15 protein-coding genes are annotated in these 17,321 nt (G+C 35.8%); 9 read left to right on the forward strand and 6 right to left on the reverse strand.

What is annotated here, in order from left to right:
* Positions 1-25 precede the first annotated feature (25 nt).
* Both rsiV and ACFVR1_RS08780 read right to left on the reverse strand, forming a co-directional pair.
* The gene (gene rsiV, locus ACFVR1_RS08775) at positions 26-901 is read right to left on the reverse strand and encodes an anti-sigma-V factor RsiV (RefSeq protein ID WP_387583069.1); all 876 of its coding nucleotides are present in this window, start codon (positions 899-901) and stop codon (positions 26-28) included.
* The gene (locus ACFVR1_RS08780; RefSeq protein WP_387583071.1) at positions 898-1,395 is read right to left on the reverse strand and encodes an RNA polymerase sigma factor SigV; all 498 of its coding nucleotides are present in this window, start codon (positions 1,393-1,395) and stop codon (positions 898-900) included. The genes rsiV and ACFVR1_RS08780 overlap by 4 nt, the downstream gene beginning before the upstream one ends.
* Positions 1,396-2,362: 967 nt before the next feature.
* Here ACFVR1_RS08780 and ACFVR1_RS08785 point away from each other — a divergent pair.
* Both ACFVR1_RS08785 and ACFVR1_RS08790 read left to right on the forward strand, forming a co-directional pair.
* A complete protein-coding gene (locus ACFVR1_RS08785) occupies positions 2,363-3,061 on the forward strand; it encodes an ABC transporter ATP-binding protein (RefSeq protein WP_387583074.1) in 699 nt (232 codons plus the stop codon).
* Positions 3,051-4,352 (forward strand): ABC transporter permease, encoded by a 1,302-nt coding sequence (locus ACFVR1_RS08790; RefSeq protein ID WP_387583077.1) that lies wholly within the window; start codon positions 3,051-3,053, stop codon positions 4,350-4,352. Before ACFVR1_RS08785 ends, ACFVR1_RS08790 begins: the two co-directional genes overlap by 11 nt.
* A gap of 31 nt (positions 4,353-4,383) precedes the next feature.
* Here ACFVR1_RS08790 and ACFVR1_RS08795 read toward each other — a convergent pair whose 3' ends face one another.
* The 3 genes from ACFVR1_RS08795 to nhaC all read right to left on the reverse strand — a co-directional run bounded on the left by ACFVR1_RS08795 (position 4,384) and on the right by nhaC (position 7,404).
* Positions 4,384-4,647 carry a hypothetical protein gene (locus ACFVR1_RS08795; RefSeq protein ID WP_387583080.1) on the reverse strand — a complete coding sequence of 88 codons (264 nt, stop codon included), beginning with the start codon at positions 4,645-4,647 and terminating at the stop codon, positions 4,384-4,386.
* 120 nt (positions 4,648-4,767) lie between these two features.
* Positions 4,768-5,928 (reverse strand): class I SAM-dependent methyltransferase, encoded by a 1,161-nt coding sequence (locus tag ACFVR1_RS08800; RefSeq protein ID WP_387583083.1) that lies wholly within the window; start codon positions 5,926-5,928, stop codon positions 4,768-4,770.
* Positions 5,929-6,018: 90 nt separating this feature from the next.
* Positions 6,019-7,404 (reverse strand): Na+/H+ antiporter NhaC, encoded by a 1,386-nt coding sequence (gene nhaC, locus ACFVR1_RS08805; protein ID WP_387583085.1) that lies wholly within the window; start codon positions 7,402-7,404, stop codon positions 6,019-6,021.
* 309 nt (positions 7,405-7,713) lie between these two features.
* Here nhaC and ACFVR1_RS08810 point away from each other — a divergent pair, with 309 nt between their 5' ends.
* Both ACFVR1_RS08810 and hflX read left to right on the forward strand, forming a co-directional pair.
* Positions 7,714-8,457 (forward strand): VOC family protein, encoded by a 744-nt coding sequence (locus tag ACFVR1_RS08810; protein WP_387583088.1) that lies wholly within the window; start codon positions 7,714-7,716, stop codon positions 8,455-8,457.
* 14 nt (positions 8,458-8,471) lie between these two features.
* Positions 8,472-9,743 carry a GTPase HflX gene (gene hflX / locus ACFVR1_RS08815; protein WP_387583091.1) on the forward strand — a complete coding sequence of 424 codons (1,272 nt, stop codon included), beginning with the start codon at positions 8,472-8,474 and terminating at the stop codon, positions 9,741-9,743.
* Between the two features lie 175 nt (positions 9,744-9,918).
* Here the strand turns inward: hflX and ACFVR1_RS08820 are convergent, their stop codons facing one another.
* Complete coding sequence (locus tag ACFVR1_RS08820; RefSeq protein WP_387583094.1) at positions 9,919-11,637, reverse strand: ABC transporter ATP-binding protein; 1,719 nt, start codon at positions 11,635-11,637, stop codon at positions 9,919-9,921.
* A gap of 163 nt (positions 11,638-11,800) precedes the next feature.
* On the opposite strand from ACFVR1_RS08820, the gene ACFVR1_RS08825 reads away from it, so the two are divergent.
* From ACFVR1_RS08825 to ACFVR1_RS08845, 5 genes are all read left to right on the forward strand, one after another.
* Positions 11,801-13,288 carry a peptide MFS transporter gene (locus ACFVR1_RS08825; RefSeq protein WP_387583097.1) on the forward strand — a complete coding sequence of 496 codons (1,488 nt, stop codon included), beginning with the start codon at positions 11,801-11,803 and terminating at the stop codon, positions 13,286-13,288.
* Positions 13,289-13,361: 73 nt separating this feature from the next.
* The gene (locus tag ACFVR1_RS08830; protein ID WP_387583100.1) at positions 13,362-14,201 is read left to right on the forward strand and encodes a DUF6612 family protein; all 840 of its coding nucleotides are present in this window, start codon (positions 13,362-13,364) and stop codon (positions 14,199-14,201) included.
* 451 nt (positions 14,202-14,652) lie between these two features.
* The gene (locus ACFVR1_RS08835) at positions 14,653-15,606 is read left to right on the forward strand and encodes an ABC transporter permease (protein ID WP_387583103.1); all 954 of its coding nucleotides are present in this window, start codon (positions 14,653-14,655) and stop codon (positions 15,604-15,606) included.
* Complete coding sequence (locus ACFVR1_RS08840) at positions 15,596-16,549, forward strand: iron chelate uptake ABC transporter family permease subunit (protein WP_387583106.1); 954 nt, start codon at positions 15,596-15,598, stop codon at positions 16,547-16,549. Before ACFVR1_RS08835 ends, ACFVR1_RS08840 begins: the two co-directional genes overlap by 11 nt.
* A complete protein-coding gene (locus ACFVR1_RS08845; RefSeq protein WP_387583108.1) occupies positions 16,546-17,307 on the forward strand; it encodes an iron ABC transporter ATP-binding protein in 762 nt (253 codons plus the stop codon). Before ACFVR1_RS08840 ends, ACFVR1_RS08845 begins: the two co-directional genes overlap by 4 nt.
* Positions 17,308-17,321 lie beyond the last annotated feature (14 nt).

Raw genomic sequence — 17,321 nt, forward strand, 5'->3', positions numbered from 1 at the left:
AAAAAATGACCTCGAAATGTCGAGGTCATTTTATATATGCATTACTTACTAACAAATCTTGAATAACTTTTGTTGGAATTTCAAACGTAAGGACGCCCATATAACCTGGAGCCACTTCGTATTTATCGAAAGAAATAGTTAGCTTATGATCTGCTGTAATGGAGAATGTTTGATCAGGACGAATTGCCTCAAATGATTCAAATTCAGCTTCACTCCCAACCCAGTAAATAATATTTTCATCCGCCTTCATTTGCTTAATCATTTCTCCTTTGATGTAGGTAGAAATGGCTTCTATATATTGATCATCTTTAAATAAACTTGGTAATGTAATCAGAATTTCATTTTTCTTATCAATCGTATCGGTACGCATCGTGGTTGAAGATGAGCCTACCGTGTTCACATTATAACGGCTAATTGATAGAATATCATCTGTATCTGTCACTACTTCATACGTAGAAGCTACTCCTAGATGGCCTCCACCTTCCGCCTCTAACTCTTTCATATCTTTTTGAAAGCTTTCATACAGAGCTTCGTTTTCTGCAATGTATTTTTCATTTAACGTTTTTTCTAGTTCTTTATTTTTGAATCCAGTTACACCTGGTGTTTTTAACTCTGCATTATAAGTGTCTTTAGCAACTTGAATTTCTTGTAAAGTTACAACTTGAACAATTGAACCAAGGACAGGGACAGTGGCAAGAGATTGTGCTAATGCAGGACTTATATTCACGCTTGTAATAAATAACGTTGCCGCTGCTGCTACTCCAATTCCCCACTGTTTGAATGGTTTATTTTTCTGATGCTTTCTTTTTGCTGCTCGAATTGAGTCTTGGACTATTTGTGACAACTCTTCTGGAATTTCGATTTCGTCATATTGTTTCTTAGATTCGTTTAATTTACTCATACATCCACCTTCTCTTCCATATTTGATCGTAATTTTCTTAGTGCAGCGTATAGTCTTGTTTTAATCGTATTTGTGTTTTCTCCAAGGTTTGTTGCAATGTCGTCAATTTTCATATCTTCAAAAAAGCGAAGAATAATAATCGTTTTATGTTCTGCTGTTAAAAGGTCAATTGCCTCATACAAATCGATATCCGGAATTTCGTTTTCATGCGCTGGGAGATGAAAATCCAATACATTATCTTCTACAGCAATTACTCGTTTATTTTTATGAATAAAGTCAATCGACGTGTTAATTAGAATTCGGTAAAACCATGTTTTTAAATAGTGAATTTCCTCAAGGGAATCAATGGAGCGCAGGGCCTTCATAATACTTTCTTGAATAATGTCTAGAGCAGAATCTTTGTTCTTTACATAGCTAAATGCTAAGCGGTAATGTGCATGTTGATTTTCTACTATATAGTTTTCAACTAGTTGAAATTTTTCTTTTTTCGTCATGACATAGTTATACTCCTTTTTTCCGTATCGCGATTACGTATTAATCATTAGACGGACGACTGTTGCGGAAAGTTTGATTAAACTGAAAAACTTTATTTCTTACAGAAAGTATATAAATTTTTTTGGCAATTAAAAGGTTGAATTTGGCTGCAGGCGGACGCAAACATCAAGCCGCTTCCCTCGCTCCTGCGGTTACTCGTCAGCCGATGTTTCGTCCAAAGCACTCTGGAAACAGTGAAGACAAGATGCACTTAAAGGACGTTTGCGCTTTTCTTAAAGAATAAGAATGTATATGACTTAGCGCTACCATAAATCGAGTGTTCCTAGTACTTAAAAGAATTAAACAATATCGTGGATTTCCGTTCCAGGTGGACGCTTTCCGCGGGGGCGCCGCTTACGCGTTCGTTGTGATGTCTCATCTGTCTCACTCATCCCGCTGGAGTCGCCACCTTTCACTACAATCCATTAAGTGAGTAGTACCTAAAAAGAAGATTTAGCCCAGCTATAGCTAATAGGAAAGAATTAGTTTAAGTAAACGTAGGAATCATAGGATTTAAATGTCATCTAGACTTAGAGAAAAATAGGAGTATCGATTAATAAAGTAGCGAAGTCGCGGACGAAATTGTATCTTCGTCCGCTTTTAAAAGAATAGGAAAGCTTCTTATCTCTCATTATCTAAAGTAAAAGCACCTTAACTTCAAATAATTCAAGAGGGCGACGGACAAACATTTGCCACAAGATTACCTAAAAAATGGATCATGAAATGACGCAGTCACTTCACGATCCATAAATCTTACGGTAATAGTGTAGCCAATGTTTCGTCCAAAGCACTCAGGAATTAGTGAAGAACAAGTTGCACTTAAAGGACGCTTGCGCTTTTCTTAAGAAAATCTTCATTATTATCCTTCCTAAATGTTAAGAAACAATCGGTACACTGTGTAAGTAGCAAAACGGAAGGAGAAAATAAATGATACAAGTACAAAACCTCAATCATACATTTCTAATAGGGAAAAAAGGGAAGGAAAAGAAAGTTCCTGTACTAAAAGGCTTGTCTTTTGAAGTAGAGAAAGGTGAAATCGTTGCGATTGTAGGGAAAAGTGGCTCTGGTAAATCTACTTTACTACATACAATAGCCGGTTTTATGAGCCCGGAAAATGGCTCTATCACTGTTAATGGACAGGAAACAGCCAACTTGAATGAAACAGAGAGAGCACATTTTAGATTAAACAATTTCGGCTTCATCTTTCAAAACTTCCAATTGATGCCTGGATTAACTGCATTCGAAAACGTGGAATTACCATTGAAATTAAAAGGAATGGCTTCTAAAAAAAGAAAAGTGAGTGTAAAGCAACTAATGAAAAAAGTAGGACTAGAGGAAGTATCCGACCATTATCCGAATGAGCTATCAGGTGGACAACAACAGCGAGTTAGTATTGCTCGCGCGCTTATTACAAATCCTCCAATCTTATTTGCAGATGAACCAACCGGGAGCTTAGATTCAGAAACGGAACAGGATATTTTATTACTAATCCAAGATCTCAATCAAACACTAGGTGTCACATTTGTTATGATTACCCACGATGAGGAAGTGGCTAGCATTGCACATCGCAAATTTAGAATGCGTGATGGCGAACTAGTGAAGGGGGATACAACATATGTTATTTAAAGACCAAATCGACTTTGTGCGTCAACATATTAAGAAGAATAAACTACGTGTATTCATGACAGTTCTTGCTGCAACAATGGGTTGCGCATTTTTAATCGTTCTAGCTTCCATTGGGTTTGGTATACAAGATACAATGCGTAAAGAAATCTTAGAAGATCAAGCGATTACAGAAGTGGAAGTATATCAAAATGATGGTGAATCACTAGATATTCCTAAAATTAGAGCGATAGATCATGTGAATGCAATCGTCCAAAGAACTCGCATGGATGCACTTGCATTTTCTCAAATAGAAGATCGTTCTATAGAAACAAATATGCTACTCACGAGTTTTGAGGAAGAAAAAAAGTCGAATCTTAAGTTGTCAGAAGGAAGAATGCCTACTAAAGCAAATGAAATTGTTGTAGGGTATCAGTTTGCGCAGAATTTATTAACTGATGCTGAGCGTAAAGAAATGGAGCAAAGCCAAAGTACGGAAGAAACAACCGTGCCAAAGGGAGGCTTCGAGGATTCCTTAATCGGTAAAACAATTGCAATGGCAATTAAGTCATATGATGCAGAAGAAGCGTTTCCGGAGAAATGGAATTTTACCATTGTAGGGATAACTGAAAAACCAGCAAAGGATTGGATAGTCGATACAAATGTTTTATTGGATGAATCTTGGAGAGATAAGTTTCAAGATGTGTATGTATCTAATACAGGAGCAGAAAACACGGATTTATTTTATACCCAAACAAAGATTTATACTTCTAGCTTGGAGCACGTGAAATCAGTGACAGAAGAGTTAAAGAATATGGGATATAGCGTCTATTCTGTTTCAGAACAATTAGAACAACTAGATGTCTTTTTTATGGCATTTAAAATTGGTTTAATATTTGTAGGAACAATTGCTGTGTTAATTTCATCGATTGGTATATTTAATACAATGACGATGGCCGTAACTGAACGTACGAGGGAAATTGGTGTTATGAAAGCAATTGGGGCTAGTCCTAAACTAATTCAACGCTTGTTCTTAATGGAAAGCGCATGGATCGGTATTATTGGTACCGTGCTTGCGGTTATCATTTCATATGCTGTAAGTTTCCTAGCGAACTGGATATTACCGATGGTTGTTGGAGCAGCGCTAGGTGAGGACAAGTTCCAAGACTTATCAATCAAATTCTCGTTAATACCTTGGCAACTTGTAGTTATCGCATCTGTTATTAGTATTGGAGTAGCAATGGTTTCTGGTTGGAGACCAGCAAGAAAAGCAACGAAAATCGATGTTATCCAAGCTTTGAGACAAGAGGTATAAAATAAAGGTCGTCCCACCAAGGAGGCGACCTTTATTTTGCGATTGTATAATAAGCAATGAAGAGAACGAGAACAACTAGTGCGTTTAAGAGATTATATTTCGTTCTGGAAATTTTTTGATCGAATTTGTCGGATTTTTTTATTAATGAAATACATAGGTAAGTGATAAAAATTGCTAGAAATAGTGCGAAAATCGGAGGCATTGCATATATTCTTGCATTGATAAAATGAACTAGGATGATAGCAATAGCCATCGCTACACCATATGCTACTTTTCTCAAAGTTGGTTCTCTCAATATGTTCAACTCCTATTATAATTAACTAAAATTATTTTTGGCTATTTAGACGAGACGTCACTTATAAAAAACGCCTGTTTCTCACATGAATAATATTGCAAGAAACAGGCACTTGTGTGATCATAAATAGTCTTTTAGTTCATTCTCCAAAAATGGATTTGCGTTTAACATTTGTTTAAAATGATTATACTTTTCGAATTGTTCAGCTGTTGGCTTTTTCCCATTTCTGTAAGCACGTATCAAAATGTTCTTTGGGGTGTTTTCCATGTCGATAAATTCGACTAGTTGTGCTTCATAGCCAACCAAATTTAGAATTTCAGCTCGGATGGAATCAGTTGCAAGTGCTGCAAAACGTTCTTTAATAAGTCCATGCTTCAACATAATGTCAAGCCCTGGTGCATTTAGCTGGGCATTTAGTTCGTGCTGACAGCAAGGAACGCTTAATATTACACTTGCTCCCCATTTGACTGCGCGTGCAAGAGCCATATCTGTCGCTACATCGCAAGCGTGCAGGGTGACTACCATATCCACAGTTGTTTCATCGTTGTAATCATTAATATCTCCAACTAAAAATTCAAGCTGATCATAGCCTAAATCATTTGCAATCATCGCACATTCCTCGATAACTTCTTTTTTCAAATCAAGTCCGGTTACACGAATATCGATTCCCTTTTCGATTTTTAAATAATGATAAAGTGCGAATGTTAAATATGATTTCCCAGATCCGAAATCAAGAATTCGAACAGGTTTTCCTTTTGGTAAGTAAGCAAGTGCATCGTCAATAAACTCCACAAAACGATTAATTTGCTTAAATTTATCATACTTTTGCTTCTTTACTTTACCTTCAGCTGTTTGTACACCTAAACGAATAAGAAAAGGATAAGGTGTATCTTCGTCTAAAAGATAGTTCTTTTTCCGATTATGAGATAAGTTCACTGTTTTTGAAGAGGCAGTTTTTTCCGATTTCCACATAACTTTGTTTTTCTTGGAAAGCTGGACTTGTACTTTTTCTGTTATGAAATCTGCATGCATTTGACGGTATTGATCAAATAGCTTTTCCAATGACTCTGCAAAGTTTTCTATTGGAATATTCTCATGTTTTAAAACACGTTCGTATTGATATTCTATTTGGATATGATACATATTTTTTATTTCAATCGGTTTTAGCTTTACTCGCTTTATTTCATTAGATTTTGCACGTGGTTGGCTAATCGTTGCAGAAATTAATTGCTTACTTAAAGCTTGTTCGATTATATATTCTTTCATTTCTTGAAATTCCATAAAATCCGCCTTCTTTTTCTTAAGATACATGGGATTAGTGTATCACAACTACAAGATTCTAGGTTAGTTGGAAAATACAATAAACGGAATCTATTTCCTCTCAACATAAGTTAATGTTTTTCCTGTCCAACCAAACAATATAGTAAGTATCGGACTAAGCAGGCAGAAAAATGCAAATGGCAAATAGTCGATCGTTGATACTGCTAATACTTTAGTGATAAATATTCCACAGACACTCCAAGGTACAAGTGGATTAACGACTGTACCAGCATCTTCCATCACACGCGCTAAGTTTTTATTTGTTAACCCAACTTTTTGAAATTGTGCTTGGAATGTTTCTCCTGTTAATAAAATGGATAAATATTGCTCACCTATTAATGTGTTCACTCCAATTGCAGTAAACGCAGCTGCAGTAATGACAGACCCTACACTTTTTAATAAGCTCTCCACTTTCAACAGAAGACTTTGCACGATACCAAGTGTGAATAAAAGTCCACCCATGCTTAAAGCAAGTATTACAAGTGATATGGTGAACATCATACTATTCATACCACCACGTGTAAGCAGCGAATCAACTACTTCAATTCCTGTTTGAGATGTATAACCGCTAAATAATATGTTTAGCACTTCTCCTAAGGCATAATGGTGATGGAAATATGAAACGATTATACCGGCAATGGAAGTTAAAGCAAGTGCAATAATAGCAGATACCTTTTTAAAAGAAAGGAAGACGAGTAAAGCAAGTGGTAGTAGGGTGTACCAATGGATCAATCCTGTTTGCAAGAGTCCTTCTTGAAAGGTATTTATTTGATCAATATTTTGTATTTCATTATTAGGTGACAAAATACAGTATCCAACAAGCGAAATGAAGAATGCGGGGATTGTAGTCCAACCCATATTACGAATGTGTTCAAATAAATCTACATGTACGATTGCTGATGCAAGACTTGTCGTATCAGATAAAGGTGACATTTTATCGCCAAAAAAAGCACCCGAAACAATTGCCCCAGTAGTAATAGCTAAAGAAATATCCAAAGCGCTTGCCATTCCAACAAATGCAACCCCAACTGTTGCGACCGTTGTTAAGGAACTTCCGATTGATAAACCAATAATACATGTCACAACAAATGCTATAGCATAGAAAAAGTGAGGAGAGATAAACTGAAACCCTAAGTAAATAAGCGTTGGAATTGTTCCGCTCATCATCCAGCTACTAATTAAAATTCCAATAAAGAAAAATATGAAAATTGCTCCAAGCCCAGCACTCGAGCCTTCAACCAGTCCTTCTTCTAACTTTTTGTAAGGTACTTTTTTACATAGACCATACGTGATAAGCAATACAATGGCTAACAAAATGGGCATATGGGGAACGGCATCAAATTTGATAATACAAACTGCCATTATGGTAATAATCGATAAAATTAGTAATGCTGCCTCCATAAATGAAGGAGTTATCGTCGATCGAATACGAAACATAGTATTTCCTCCTAGGTTATTATTAAACTTTTACTTTCGCGATTCAACGCTTCAAAGTACTAAAGTAATTAGGATTTTACCATGTCCCAGAGATCTGTCAATTGGTAGAGGAAAAGTCTATTTCCTCTGAATTTTGTGATAGAATAAAAGGAAAGATACTAACATTCAAAAGGGCAGATTTGTTTGTGTCGAAAGGATAATATGCAATCGACACATTTCCCGGGAAATTGTCAAAAGAGGTGGCAGTTCTTCATCGTCACCTCTTTTTGTTTCAGGAAAGATCATACATAATATGAAATGAGGTAAATCATGTATTTAGATCATATTGTTCATCATGTAACTAAAACACCAAAAGAGGTAGCTGAGGATTGGTACGAAAAAAGATTCCACGCAGTAGTTGGAGGTCAGCATACTCACTGGGGTACATATAATGCTCTTCTATATACAAAAAATAGCTATATTGAATGGTTGGCATTAGAGCATGAAGAAGTTGCAGCCAAATCCAATCACCCATTAATCGATTTATTCCTACATGATTTGAAAACAGGGCCGGGTTTTGGGACAATATGTATCAGGACTTCATCAATTGACGAACTATGCTTGAAACTTGAAGAAAAAGGTATAGAAACATCGGGAGTTTTACATGCTGAAAGAAAATTAACAAGTGGCTTAGTGCGTAAGTGGAAAATGCTTTTTGTAAAAGAGGAAGTAAGTGAAGCACTTCCAACTCCATTCTTTATAGAGTGGGAAAAAAGTGATAACGAGCGCTACAATTTACTTCAAAAAGAGGGTACTATCGATGAAAGCAATCTAAAATTGTCCATAAATGCTTGTGAATTTCATGTAGTAAATCCAAGGGAAGTAATGGACAAGTGGAAAAAGTACTTTGATTTAAAGGAACATGATGACCAGACATTACTTTTATCAAATACTCATTTAGTATTCAAAAGGTTAGAGGACGGAACGAAAGAGCGACTTAGAAGTATTCATATTAGTGGGTCTGCTATAGAAGAAGTTATTATATATGAACAAGCAACTTATTGCTTTTGTTAAGAGGGGGAAGCATTTTGGAAGAATTAATAGAAAAGGCCATCGTTGTGGCAGTCAATTTGCAACATGATGAGCATTTTGAATATGGATTAGAGGAATTACACAACTTAGCAGAAGCGTTAAATGTAGAAGTTGTTGGAGAAGTTACGCAAAATTTAAATAGAGTTACCTCATCCCATTATGTTGGGACTGGAAAAGTAGAAGAAATTAAAAATTTCTACGAGGAAGCAGGTGCAAACCTCATAATATTTAATGACGAATTATCTCCATCTCAAATTCGAAATTTGGAAAGAGATTTAGATTGCAAAGTTATAGACCGAACTATGCTTATTTTAGATATTTTCGCACGACGAGCAAAATCAAACGAAGCACAAATGCAAGTAGAATTAGCTCAGCTTCAATACATGTTACCTCGATTAGTAGGACTTCGTGCATCACTTGGCAGACAAGGCGGAGGAACAGGCGGCGGATTTAAAAACCGTGGTGCAGGGGAAACGAAGCTAGAACTAGATAGACGTAAGATTGAAGACCAAATTGCTAAACTAAAACGTGAACTCGAGCATGTAAAATATCAACGAGAAACGCAACGTAAACAGCGTAAGAAAAACGCTATTCCGGTTGTTTCTTTAGTTGGGTATACGAATGCTGGTAAATCGACGATTATGAATCAATTTCTCAATAAAGTTGGGCAAGTAGAATCGAAGCAAGTATTTGAAAAGGACATGCTTTTCGCTACCCTTGAAACTTCTGTTAGACAAATAAAATTATCCGATCAAAAAGAGTTTTTATTAACCGACACAGTTGGATTCGTTAGTAAGCTTCCGCATCATCTAGTAAAAGCTTTCCGCTCAACTTTAGAAGAAGCACGTGATGCAAATTTACTTCTACATGTTGTGGATGTTTCGAACGACGAACATCGATACATGATGGACGTAACAAATGAAACCTTGTTAGCTGTTGGAGTAGAAGATGTTCCTACTGTTTTTGTATACAATAAATCAGATCTTGCAGAAATGAAGTACCCACATGTTGCAGGGAAAAATATTTGGATTTCTGCAAAAGAGGGTGCAGGACTAGATGAACTGCTAGAAATCATTAAAAAGCATATTTTCTCCGATTACCTACAATGCTCCATGCTCGTACCTTTTGATAGAGGGGATATCGTGTCCTATTTAAATGAGTACGCATCAGTGAAATCAACTTCGTATGAAGAAGAAGGTACGCTTGTTAAAGTGGAATTGAAAAAAGCTGATTATGATCGGTTTCAAGAATTTATATTTGTTCAATAACTAAAAGGGACTATTCAAACGGTAGGATAAGTACTTCCGACTATTTGGATAGTCTTTTATTATTCGTGAAAGCTTCTAATCGTTAAATGAGAAAACTAAGCATCAAGTGAGGGAAATACAAATTTAAAACAAAGTAAAAGCTGCTTCACACAATATGTGAAGCAGCTTTTACTAATCAAACTTCTTGAAACTGTATATTATGCAATCTAGCGAAAATGCCATCTTGCGCAACTAATTCATTATAAGTTCCATCTTCTGCGATTCCATCTTCTGTGACTACTATTACACGATCTGCATCACGTATAGTTGCTAAACGGTGAGCAATAATAAGTGTTGTACGATTTTCTGCAAGCTCCATTAAGGATTGTTGAATGATCTTTTCTGTTTCAGTATCGAGAGCTGAAGTGGCCTCGTCCAAAATTAATATCGGTGGATTTTTCAAGAACATGCGAGCGATTGCTAAACGCTGCTTTTGTCCGCCAGATAATTTAAGTCCGCGTTCACCAATTTGTGTATTGTATCCATCTGGAAGTGACGCTATGAAACCTTCTAAGTGCGCTTTTTTCGCTGCATCTTGAATTTCTTCTTTGGAAGCGTCTTTTTTACCATATGCAATATTCTCACGAACAGTACCTGTAAATAAAAACACATCTTGCTGCACTATCCCAATTTGAGAACGTAATGACTCCATTGTCACATCTCTTATATTTAATCCGTCAATCGTTATAGCACCTGCATTTACATCATAAAAACGAGGGATGAGTGAGCAGATAGTCGTTTTCCCGGCTCCTGATGGACCTACAAATGCAACTGTTTCACCAGCTTTTACTAATAAGTTAATATCCTCTAAGACAGACTTGTGCTCATCGTATCTAAAGTTAACATTCTCGAATTCAATATTTCCATTTAAGTGAGATACATTTAGAGCATTTGGGCTATCTTGTATATCAGGATCCTGCTCCATGAGTTCCAAAAATCGTTTAAATCCTGCCATCCCTTTAGGATATAACTCAAGAAGTGCTGTTATTTTATCAACCGGCTTTATTAACACATTAACATAGAGAATAAAACTCACAAGCTCTCCTGTTGATAGTTTCCCTTTAACTGTAAACCATGCTCCTACTACAAGCACGACCAATGTCACAAGGCGAGTCATCATATAGATGCTCGAATGTGTTCCTGCCATTACCTTATAAGCTACTAGCTTGGCAATACGGAATTGTCCGTTATCTTTTTGAAAGCGAGCAATTTCAAACTTTTCGTTTGTAAATGATTGCACAACGCGTACACCAGACACACTGTCTTCGACTCGGGCATTAACGTCTGCAATTTTACCGTACATGTTTTTCCATGCTTTATTCATCATAATGTTTCCATATGTTGCAACAAACGCTAAGAACGGCACCATAATAATTGCAATAAGTGCAAGCTCCGGATTGATATGGAACATAATAGCAAAAGCACCGATGAGTGTCATAATGGCGATGAATAAATCCTCTGGCCCATGGTGAGCAAGTTCGCCAATGTCAAATAAGTCATTCGTAATTCTACTCATAATATGACCGGTCTTCGTGTTATCAAAAAAACGGAACGATTGTCGTTGTACATGATTGAATAATTGCTGCCTCATGTCTGTTTCAATATTAATGCCTAGTTTATGACCTAAATAACTTACAACATAATTGAGAAAAGTACTTAACATATAAACTAACAATAGCAAGATACTTATCTTTACAATCATATTCCAATCACCAGTAGGTAATAATTTATCAATAAACCATTGAACTGCAACAGGAAACGCAAGCTCTAAAATTGCAACGAATACAGCGCTACTAAAATCGATGATGAATAATCGTTTATGTGGTTTATAAAATGAAAAAAACTTTTTTAACACAAAATCTACTCCTTTCCTGTGTCATAACGACTATTATACCGAAAAACTTCAAAAGTCGAAATATATCAAATTTTTTCCTTAGTGAATATTTCAAATTGAATGTTTTTTGACATAGAAAAAAGGGAAAGATATAATATGTTACATTTAGAAAAGAGGTAGGATCATGGCTACAAAAAAAGAAATAGTCCAATCGGTGCCGCAAAAAGGATTCTTCGGACACCCGAAAGGCTTATCGTCACTATTTTTCACTGAGTTTTGGGAGCGCTTTTCTTATTATGGAATGCGCGCAATTCTTATTTATTATATGTACTATGAAGTGACGCAAGGTGGATTAGGTATTGATAAAACCACTGCCAATTCAATCATGGCTGTATATGGGTCACTTGTTTATATGTCTGGAATAATTGGTGGCTGGATAGCAGATAGATTGTTTGGAACTACTAAAACGGTATTTTTCGGTGGTCTCCTAATAATGTGTGGACATATCGCTTTGTCATTTCCTGGTGGGATGACTCCGTTATTTATTTCAATGGCTTTAATCATTATAGGGTCTGGACTGTTAAAACCTAATATTTCAAGTATTATTGGAGATTTGTATTCAGAAGACGATGTACGTCGTGATTCAGGTTTTAGTATTTTTTATATGGGTATTAATGCAGGGGCTTTTATTGCACCTTTAGTAGTAGGAACGATTGGTCTTGATTATAATTTCCATTTAGGATTTGGGATTGCAGCTGTCGGTATGGCTCTTGGATTAATTGTCTTTTTAATCACAAAGAAAAAATATCTTGGTTTAGCAGGATCGTATGTACCAAACCCAATGTCGAAAGAAGAACGAAAAAAAGTTTTGACACGAATTGGTTTAGCGATTGTTGTAGTACTAATAGTTGGGTTCATTTTAGTCCAACAGGGTATTATGACAATTGATGTTTTTACGATGACGGTTTCTATTCTAGGTATTGTTATACCGACGCTCTATTTTATCGTGATGTATAGAAGTGGCAAAACTTCTGCCGATGAAAAGTCAAGATTGCTTGCTTATATTCCTTTATTTATAGCGGCCATGATGTTCTGGGCTATTCAAGAGCAAGGATCAAATATTTTAGCTTTATATGCAGATGAACGGGTGAACTTAATGATCGGTTCATTTAAAATTTCACCAGCATGGTTCCAATCATTGAATCCTTTATTTATTATTGCATTAGCGCCTGTCTTTGCATGGTTATGGGTGAAACTGGGGAATAGACAACCATCTACACCTAGAAAATTTGCATACGGACTATTCTTTGCAGGTATGTCATTTATTGTCATGATAATTCCTGCGTATTTAAATGGTACTGAAACGCTTGTTAATCCGTTTTGGCTTGTGTTGAGTTTCTTCTTAGTTGTTCTTGGAGAGTTACTACTGTCGCCAGTTGGTTTATCAGCAACAACAAAACTTGCTCCTGGTGCATTTGCAGCTCAAACAATGAGTTTATGGTTCTTAACGAATGCATCGGCTCAAGCGATTAATGCTCAAGTAGTAAAACTATATACGCCTGAAAATGAGATTGTCTATTTCGGTGTAATCGGTGCTATAGCGCTTGTTTTAGGATTATTATTGTACTTTCTAACTCCGCTCATCCAAAAATACATGCGTGGAGTCCGCTAATAGATAATAAATGAAACTTTTCCGTAACCTTCCTCGTAAAGTTATTATCTGAAATGAAGGGATGATAAACGAGATGAAGAAATGGACCACACTATTAGCTGTAGCCACATTAGCATTAGGTTTAGCAGCTTGTAATGAGACGGCTGCCCCGGTAAAAGATACAAATGTAACCGAGACAAGTAAGTTAACACTTAAAGAAGTATATGATAAGTCACTAAAAGTATCAGAAGAGCTGAAAAGTGTGAAGGCAAAAATAGATATGAAACAAACGATGCATTTGCCTGCTCAAGATATGAATTTGGATCTTAGTTCACTGATGGATATGGAATATGTAATAGAGCCAATGCAAATGCATCAAACCGGAACAACAAGCATGAAATCGTCGGATGGTAGCATGGAAGCCCAAGATATTGAGATAGAAAGCTATATCACGAAAGATGCTTTCTACATGTATGAAGCACAATCGGGTCAATGGATGAAGTTTCCTAAAGAAATGATGGATCAACTGATGAATACTACGAATCAATCTAATCCAACAAACCAACTGAAAATAATTGAAAGTTATTTAGACGATTTTACGTTCGAGCAGGATAATGATAATTATATTCTTACATTACAAGCCTCTGGAGAAAAGTTTACAGATCTAGTAAAAACAGAAATGGAAGATGCTCTTAAAAGTATTGACGATGAAGTAAATATGGATATGACCATCAACTCAATAAATTACTTAATTCACATTGACAAAAAATCGTTCCATACAAATAAAGTGGATGTAGTTTTTGATATGGATATGACGATTAATGGAGAAAAAAGAAATATAAAACAAAACGTTAAATCCGATTTCTCCAACTTTAATGAAGTTAATGAAATTGTCATTCCGCAAGAAGTTATTGATAATGCTGTATCTATTTAATTAAAAAAACTGCTTGCACTTGTTGTTCACAACAAGTGCAAGCAGTTTTTTGTTTGGAAAATGCTAATCGGTCAGAAAAGCTGTTATCCGGACAGAAAAAATTTATCTGGTCAGAAAAGCTGCTATCTGGACAGAAAAAAATTTATCCGGACAGAAAAGCTGCTATCCGGTCAGAAATAAGTTTATCCGGACAGAAAAGCTGCTATCCGGACAGAAAAAAATTTATCCGGTCAAAAGAGCTTCTATCGGGTCAAAAAAACTCTTATCCAGTCAAACTCACTATCTGGTTAGCATGTATGAAGTTTGCGTTATGTGCATATATATCATCAATTGAAAATCATTTTCATTTATTCGTTGACTTGTATACCCTAGATGCTATAATAAAATTTGTGAGTAAATGATAATGATTTTCACTTTCATTTCTTTCACAAATAGAATGATGAGGATTGTTATGAAAAAAAGATATCTTGTAATTGCACTAGTCACACTTTCTTTCTTGTCTCTTTTTGTTGGTGTTACAAGAATTTCACCAATGGATTTGTTAGATTTTACATCGCAAAAGACGCAAATATTTTTGATTAGCCGTGTACCGAGACTAATTGCCATAATACTTGCAGGAGCAGGGATGAGTATTGCAGGGTTAATTATGCAGAGTCTCAGTAGAAATAAGTTTGTATCCCCAACGACGGCAGGTACGCTTGATGCTACTCGATTGGGAATTTTAATCTCGATGATCGTTTTTACAAATGCGACATATATGCAGAAGCTCACTTTTGCTTTCATTTTTGCTTTAGCGGGTACACTGTTATTTATGCAAATACTTAATCGAATAAAATTTAAAGATGCTATCTTTATTCCACTTGTTGGTCTAATGTTCGGAAATATCTTGTCTTCTATTACTACGTTTTTTGCATACAAATCAAACATTATTCAAAATATTACTGTCTGGCTACAAGGAGATTTTTCCTTGATTTTAAAAGGCAGATATGAACTACTTTACATAAGTGTACCTGTACTAATTATTGCTTACTTTTATGCTAATCGTTTTACGGTTGCGGGGATGGGTGAGGATTTTGCGAAAAACCTCGGTTTATCTTACAAAAGAGTGATGAATTTAGGATTAGTACTAGTAGCTTTAATCTCGACTACTGTTGTTTTAACAGTGGGAATAATCCCATTCTTAGGCTTAATCATCCCAAATATTGTTTCTATATTTAAAGGGGATCATTTAGAAAAAACACTTCCACATACCGCATTGCTCGGAGTCATTTTCTTGCTGATATGCGACATTTTAGGTAGGGTAATAATTTTCCCTTATGAGATACCGATTAGCATGACAGTTGGTGTGATCGGAAGTGCAATCTTCCTATTCTTACTGTTTAGGGGGAAAGCATATGCGAAATAGAACGAAGATGATTTTATTGCTAGTAGTGGCAATAATCTGCATAGCACTTTATTTGTTTCAAGGTTTGAATGGAAGCTTTGATTATGCTCTGCCACGTCGTGCGATTAAAGTATTAGCGATGGCACTTACTGGTGTAGCAATTGCCTATTCAACAGTAATTTTCCAAACTATTACACATAATCGAATTTTAACACCAAGTGTAATGGGTCTTGATTCGCTATATATGTTGGTCCAAACATTTATTTATTATTTTTTTGGTTCGATGTCGATTTTAGTTATTAACAAAAATTATAATTTCTTTATTTCAGTTATCGCGATGATTGTATTTGCATTATTGCTTTATCGCTTTTTATTTAATGCCGGTAAACGCCCAATCTATTTCTTACTTCTAGTTGGGATTATCATCGGTACATTTTTGGGAAGCATTACAACTTTTCTTCAAGTACTTATTGATCCGAATGAGTTTACAAGCTTGCAAAATAAAATGTTTGCAAGTTTTAACAACGTAAATGGAGATTTAGTCTGGCTTGCGATGATTATTATTGTACTGTCCATCCTTTATGGCTGGCGTAGCATTCGAGAACTAGATGTGCTGTCCTTGGGGCGAGATAACGCCATCAATCTTGGAGTGAATTACGACAAAATAGTTAAGAGCATGCTTGTGTTGTCAGCTGTTTTAATTGCTACTTCTACAGCACTTGTTGGGCCAATCACATTTTTTGGTTTAATAGTTGCAAACTTATCGTATCAATTCTTTAACACATACAAGCATTCGGTGCTAATTATCGGTGCTAGTTTAATGAGTTTAGTTGCATTAATCGGTGGACAGTGGATTGTCGAAAGGATATTCACGTTCGATACTACATTGAGCGTAATTATTAACTTTCTCGGTGGAATTTACTTCATCTATTTATTATTAAAGGAGAGTCGAGCTACGTCATGATCCAAGTAAAAGAGGTAACTAAGTATTTTGCTAAAAAGCCGGTTGTGGACAATGTTAGTGTAAATATTCAGTCCGGAAAAATTACTTCGTTTATTGGACCTAATGGGGCTGGAAAATCTACCCTATTGTCTATGGTAAGTCGTTTAATGGATGCTGACACTGGCGATGTTTTACTAGATAAGTCAGATGTACGTAAATGGAAGTCCAATGACTTTTCAAAACGAGTTTCCATTCTGAAACAGTCAAACTATATGAATGTGCGATTAACTATTCGTGAGTTAGTATCTTTTGGACGTTTTCCTTATTCCAAAGGACGATTAAATGCGGAAGATATTAAAATGGTTGATCAAGCAATTGAGTATATGAATTTAGCTGATTTAGAGGATAACTATTTAGATGAGCTTTCTGGTGGTCAACGTCAGCGTGCTTTCATAGCAATGGTCATCGCTCAAGACACAGAATTTATATTATTAGATGAACCTTTAAATAACTTGGACATGAAGCATTCCGTTCAAATTATGAAAATTCTTCGAAAGCTTGTAAAAGAGCTAGGTAAGACAGTTGTAATTGTATTGCACGACATAAATTTTGCGTCCGTATACTCTGATTATATCGTAGCCTTGAAAGACGGACGTGTGATCAAAGACGGTCCAACACATGAAATCATTAATTCAGATGCGCTAAAAGAAATTTATGATATGGATATTCCAATCCAAGAAATGAATAGCTGCCGCATTTGCGTATATTTTAATTCATAGGAAAAGGGAGATTT

This window comes from Psychrobacillus sp. NPDC058041 (genome assembly GCF_042885655.1).
GTDB lineage: Bacteria > Bacillota > Bacilli > Bacillales_A > Planococcaceae > Psychrobacillus.

Excerpts from the sequence above, each read along its gene's own strand:
- ACFVR1_RS08790 (WP_387583077.1), top strand. The coding sequence starts at position 3,051 with ATGTTATTTAAAGACCAAATCGACTTTGTGCGTCAACATATTAAGAAG.
- nhaC (WP_387583085.1), bottom strand. The coding sequence starts at position 7,404 with ATGTTTCGTATTCGATCGACGATAACTCCTTCATTTATGGAGGCAGCA.
- ACFVR1_RS08810 (WP_387583088.1), top strand. The coding sequence starts at position 7,714 with ATGTATTTAGATCATATTGTTCATCATGTAACTAAAACACCAAAAGAG.
- rsiV (WP_387583069.1), bottom strand. The coding sequence starts at position 901 with ATGAGTAAATTAAACGAATCTAAGAAACAATATGACGAAATCGAAATT.
- ACFVR1_RS08800 (WP_387583083.1), bottom strand. The coding sequence starts at position 5,928 with ATGGAATTTCAAGAAATGAAAGAATATATAATCGAACAAGCTTTAAGT.
- ACFVR1_RS08780 (WP_387583071.1), bottom strand. The coding sequence starts at position 1,395 with ATGACGAAAAAAGAAAAATTTCAACTAGTTGAAAACTATATAGTAGAA.
- ACFVR1_RS08840 (WP_387583106.1), top strand. The coding sequence starts at position 15,596 with ATGCGAAATAGAACGAAGATGATTTTATTGCTAGTAGTGGCAATAATC.
- ACFVR1_RS08835 (WP_387583103.1), top strand. The coding sequence starts at position 14,653 with ATGAAAAAAAGATATCTTGTAATTGCACTAGTCACACTTTCTTTCTTG.
- ACFVR1_RS08785 (WP_387583074.1), top strand. The coding sequence starts at position 2,363 with ATGATACAAGTACAAAACCTCAATCATACATTTCTAATAGGGAAAAAA.
- ACFVR1_RS08830 (WP_387583100.1), top strand. The coding sequence starts at position 13,362 with ATGAAGAAATGGACCACACTATTAGCTGTAGCCACATTAGCATTAGGT.
- ACFVR1_RS08825 (WP_387583097.1), top strand. The coding sequence starts at position 11,801 with ATGGCTACAAAAAAAGAAATAGTCCAATCGGTGCCGCAAAAAGGATTC.
- ACFVR1_RS08845 (WP_387583108.1), top strand. The coding sequence starts at position 16,546 with ATGATCCAAGTAAAAGAGGTAACTAAGTATTTTGCTAAAAAGCCGGTT.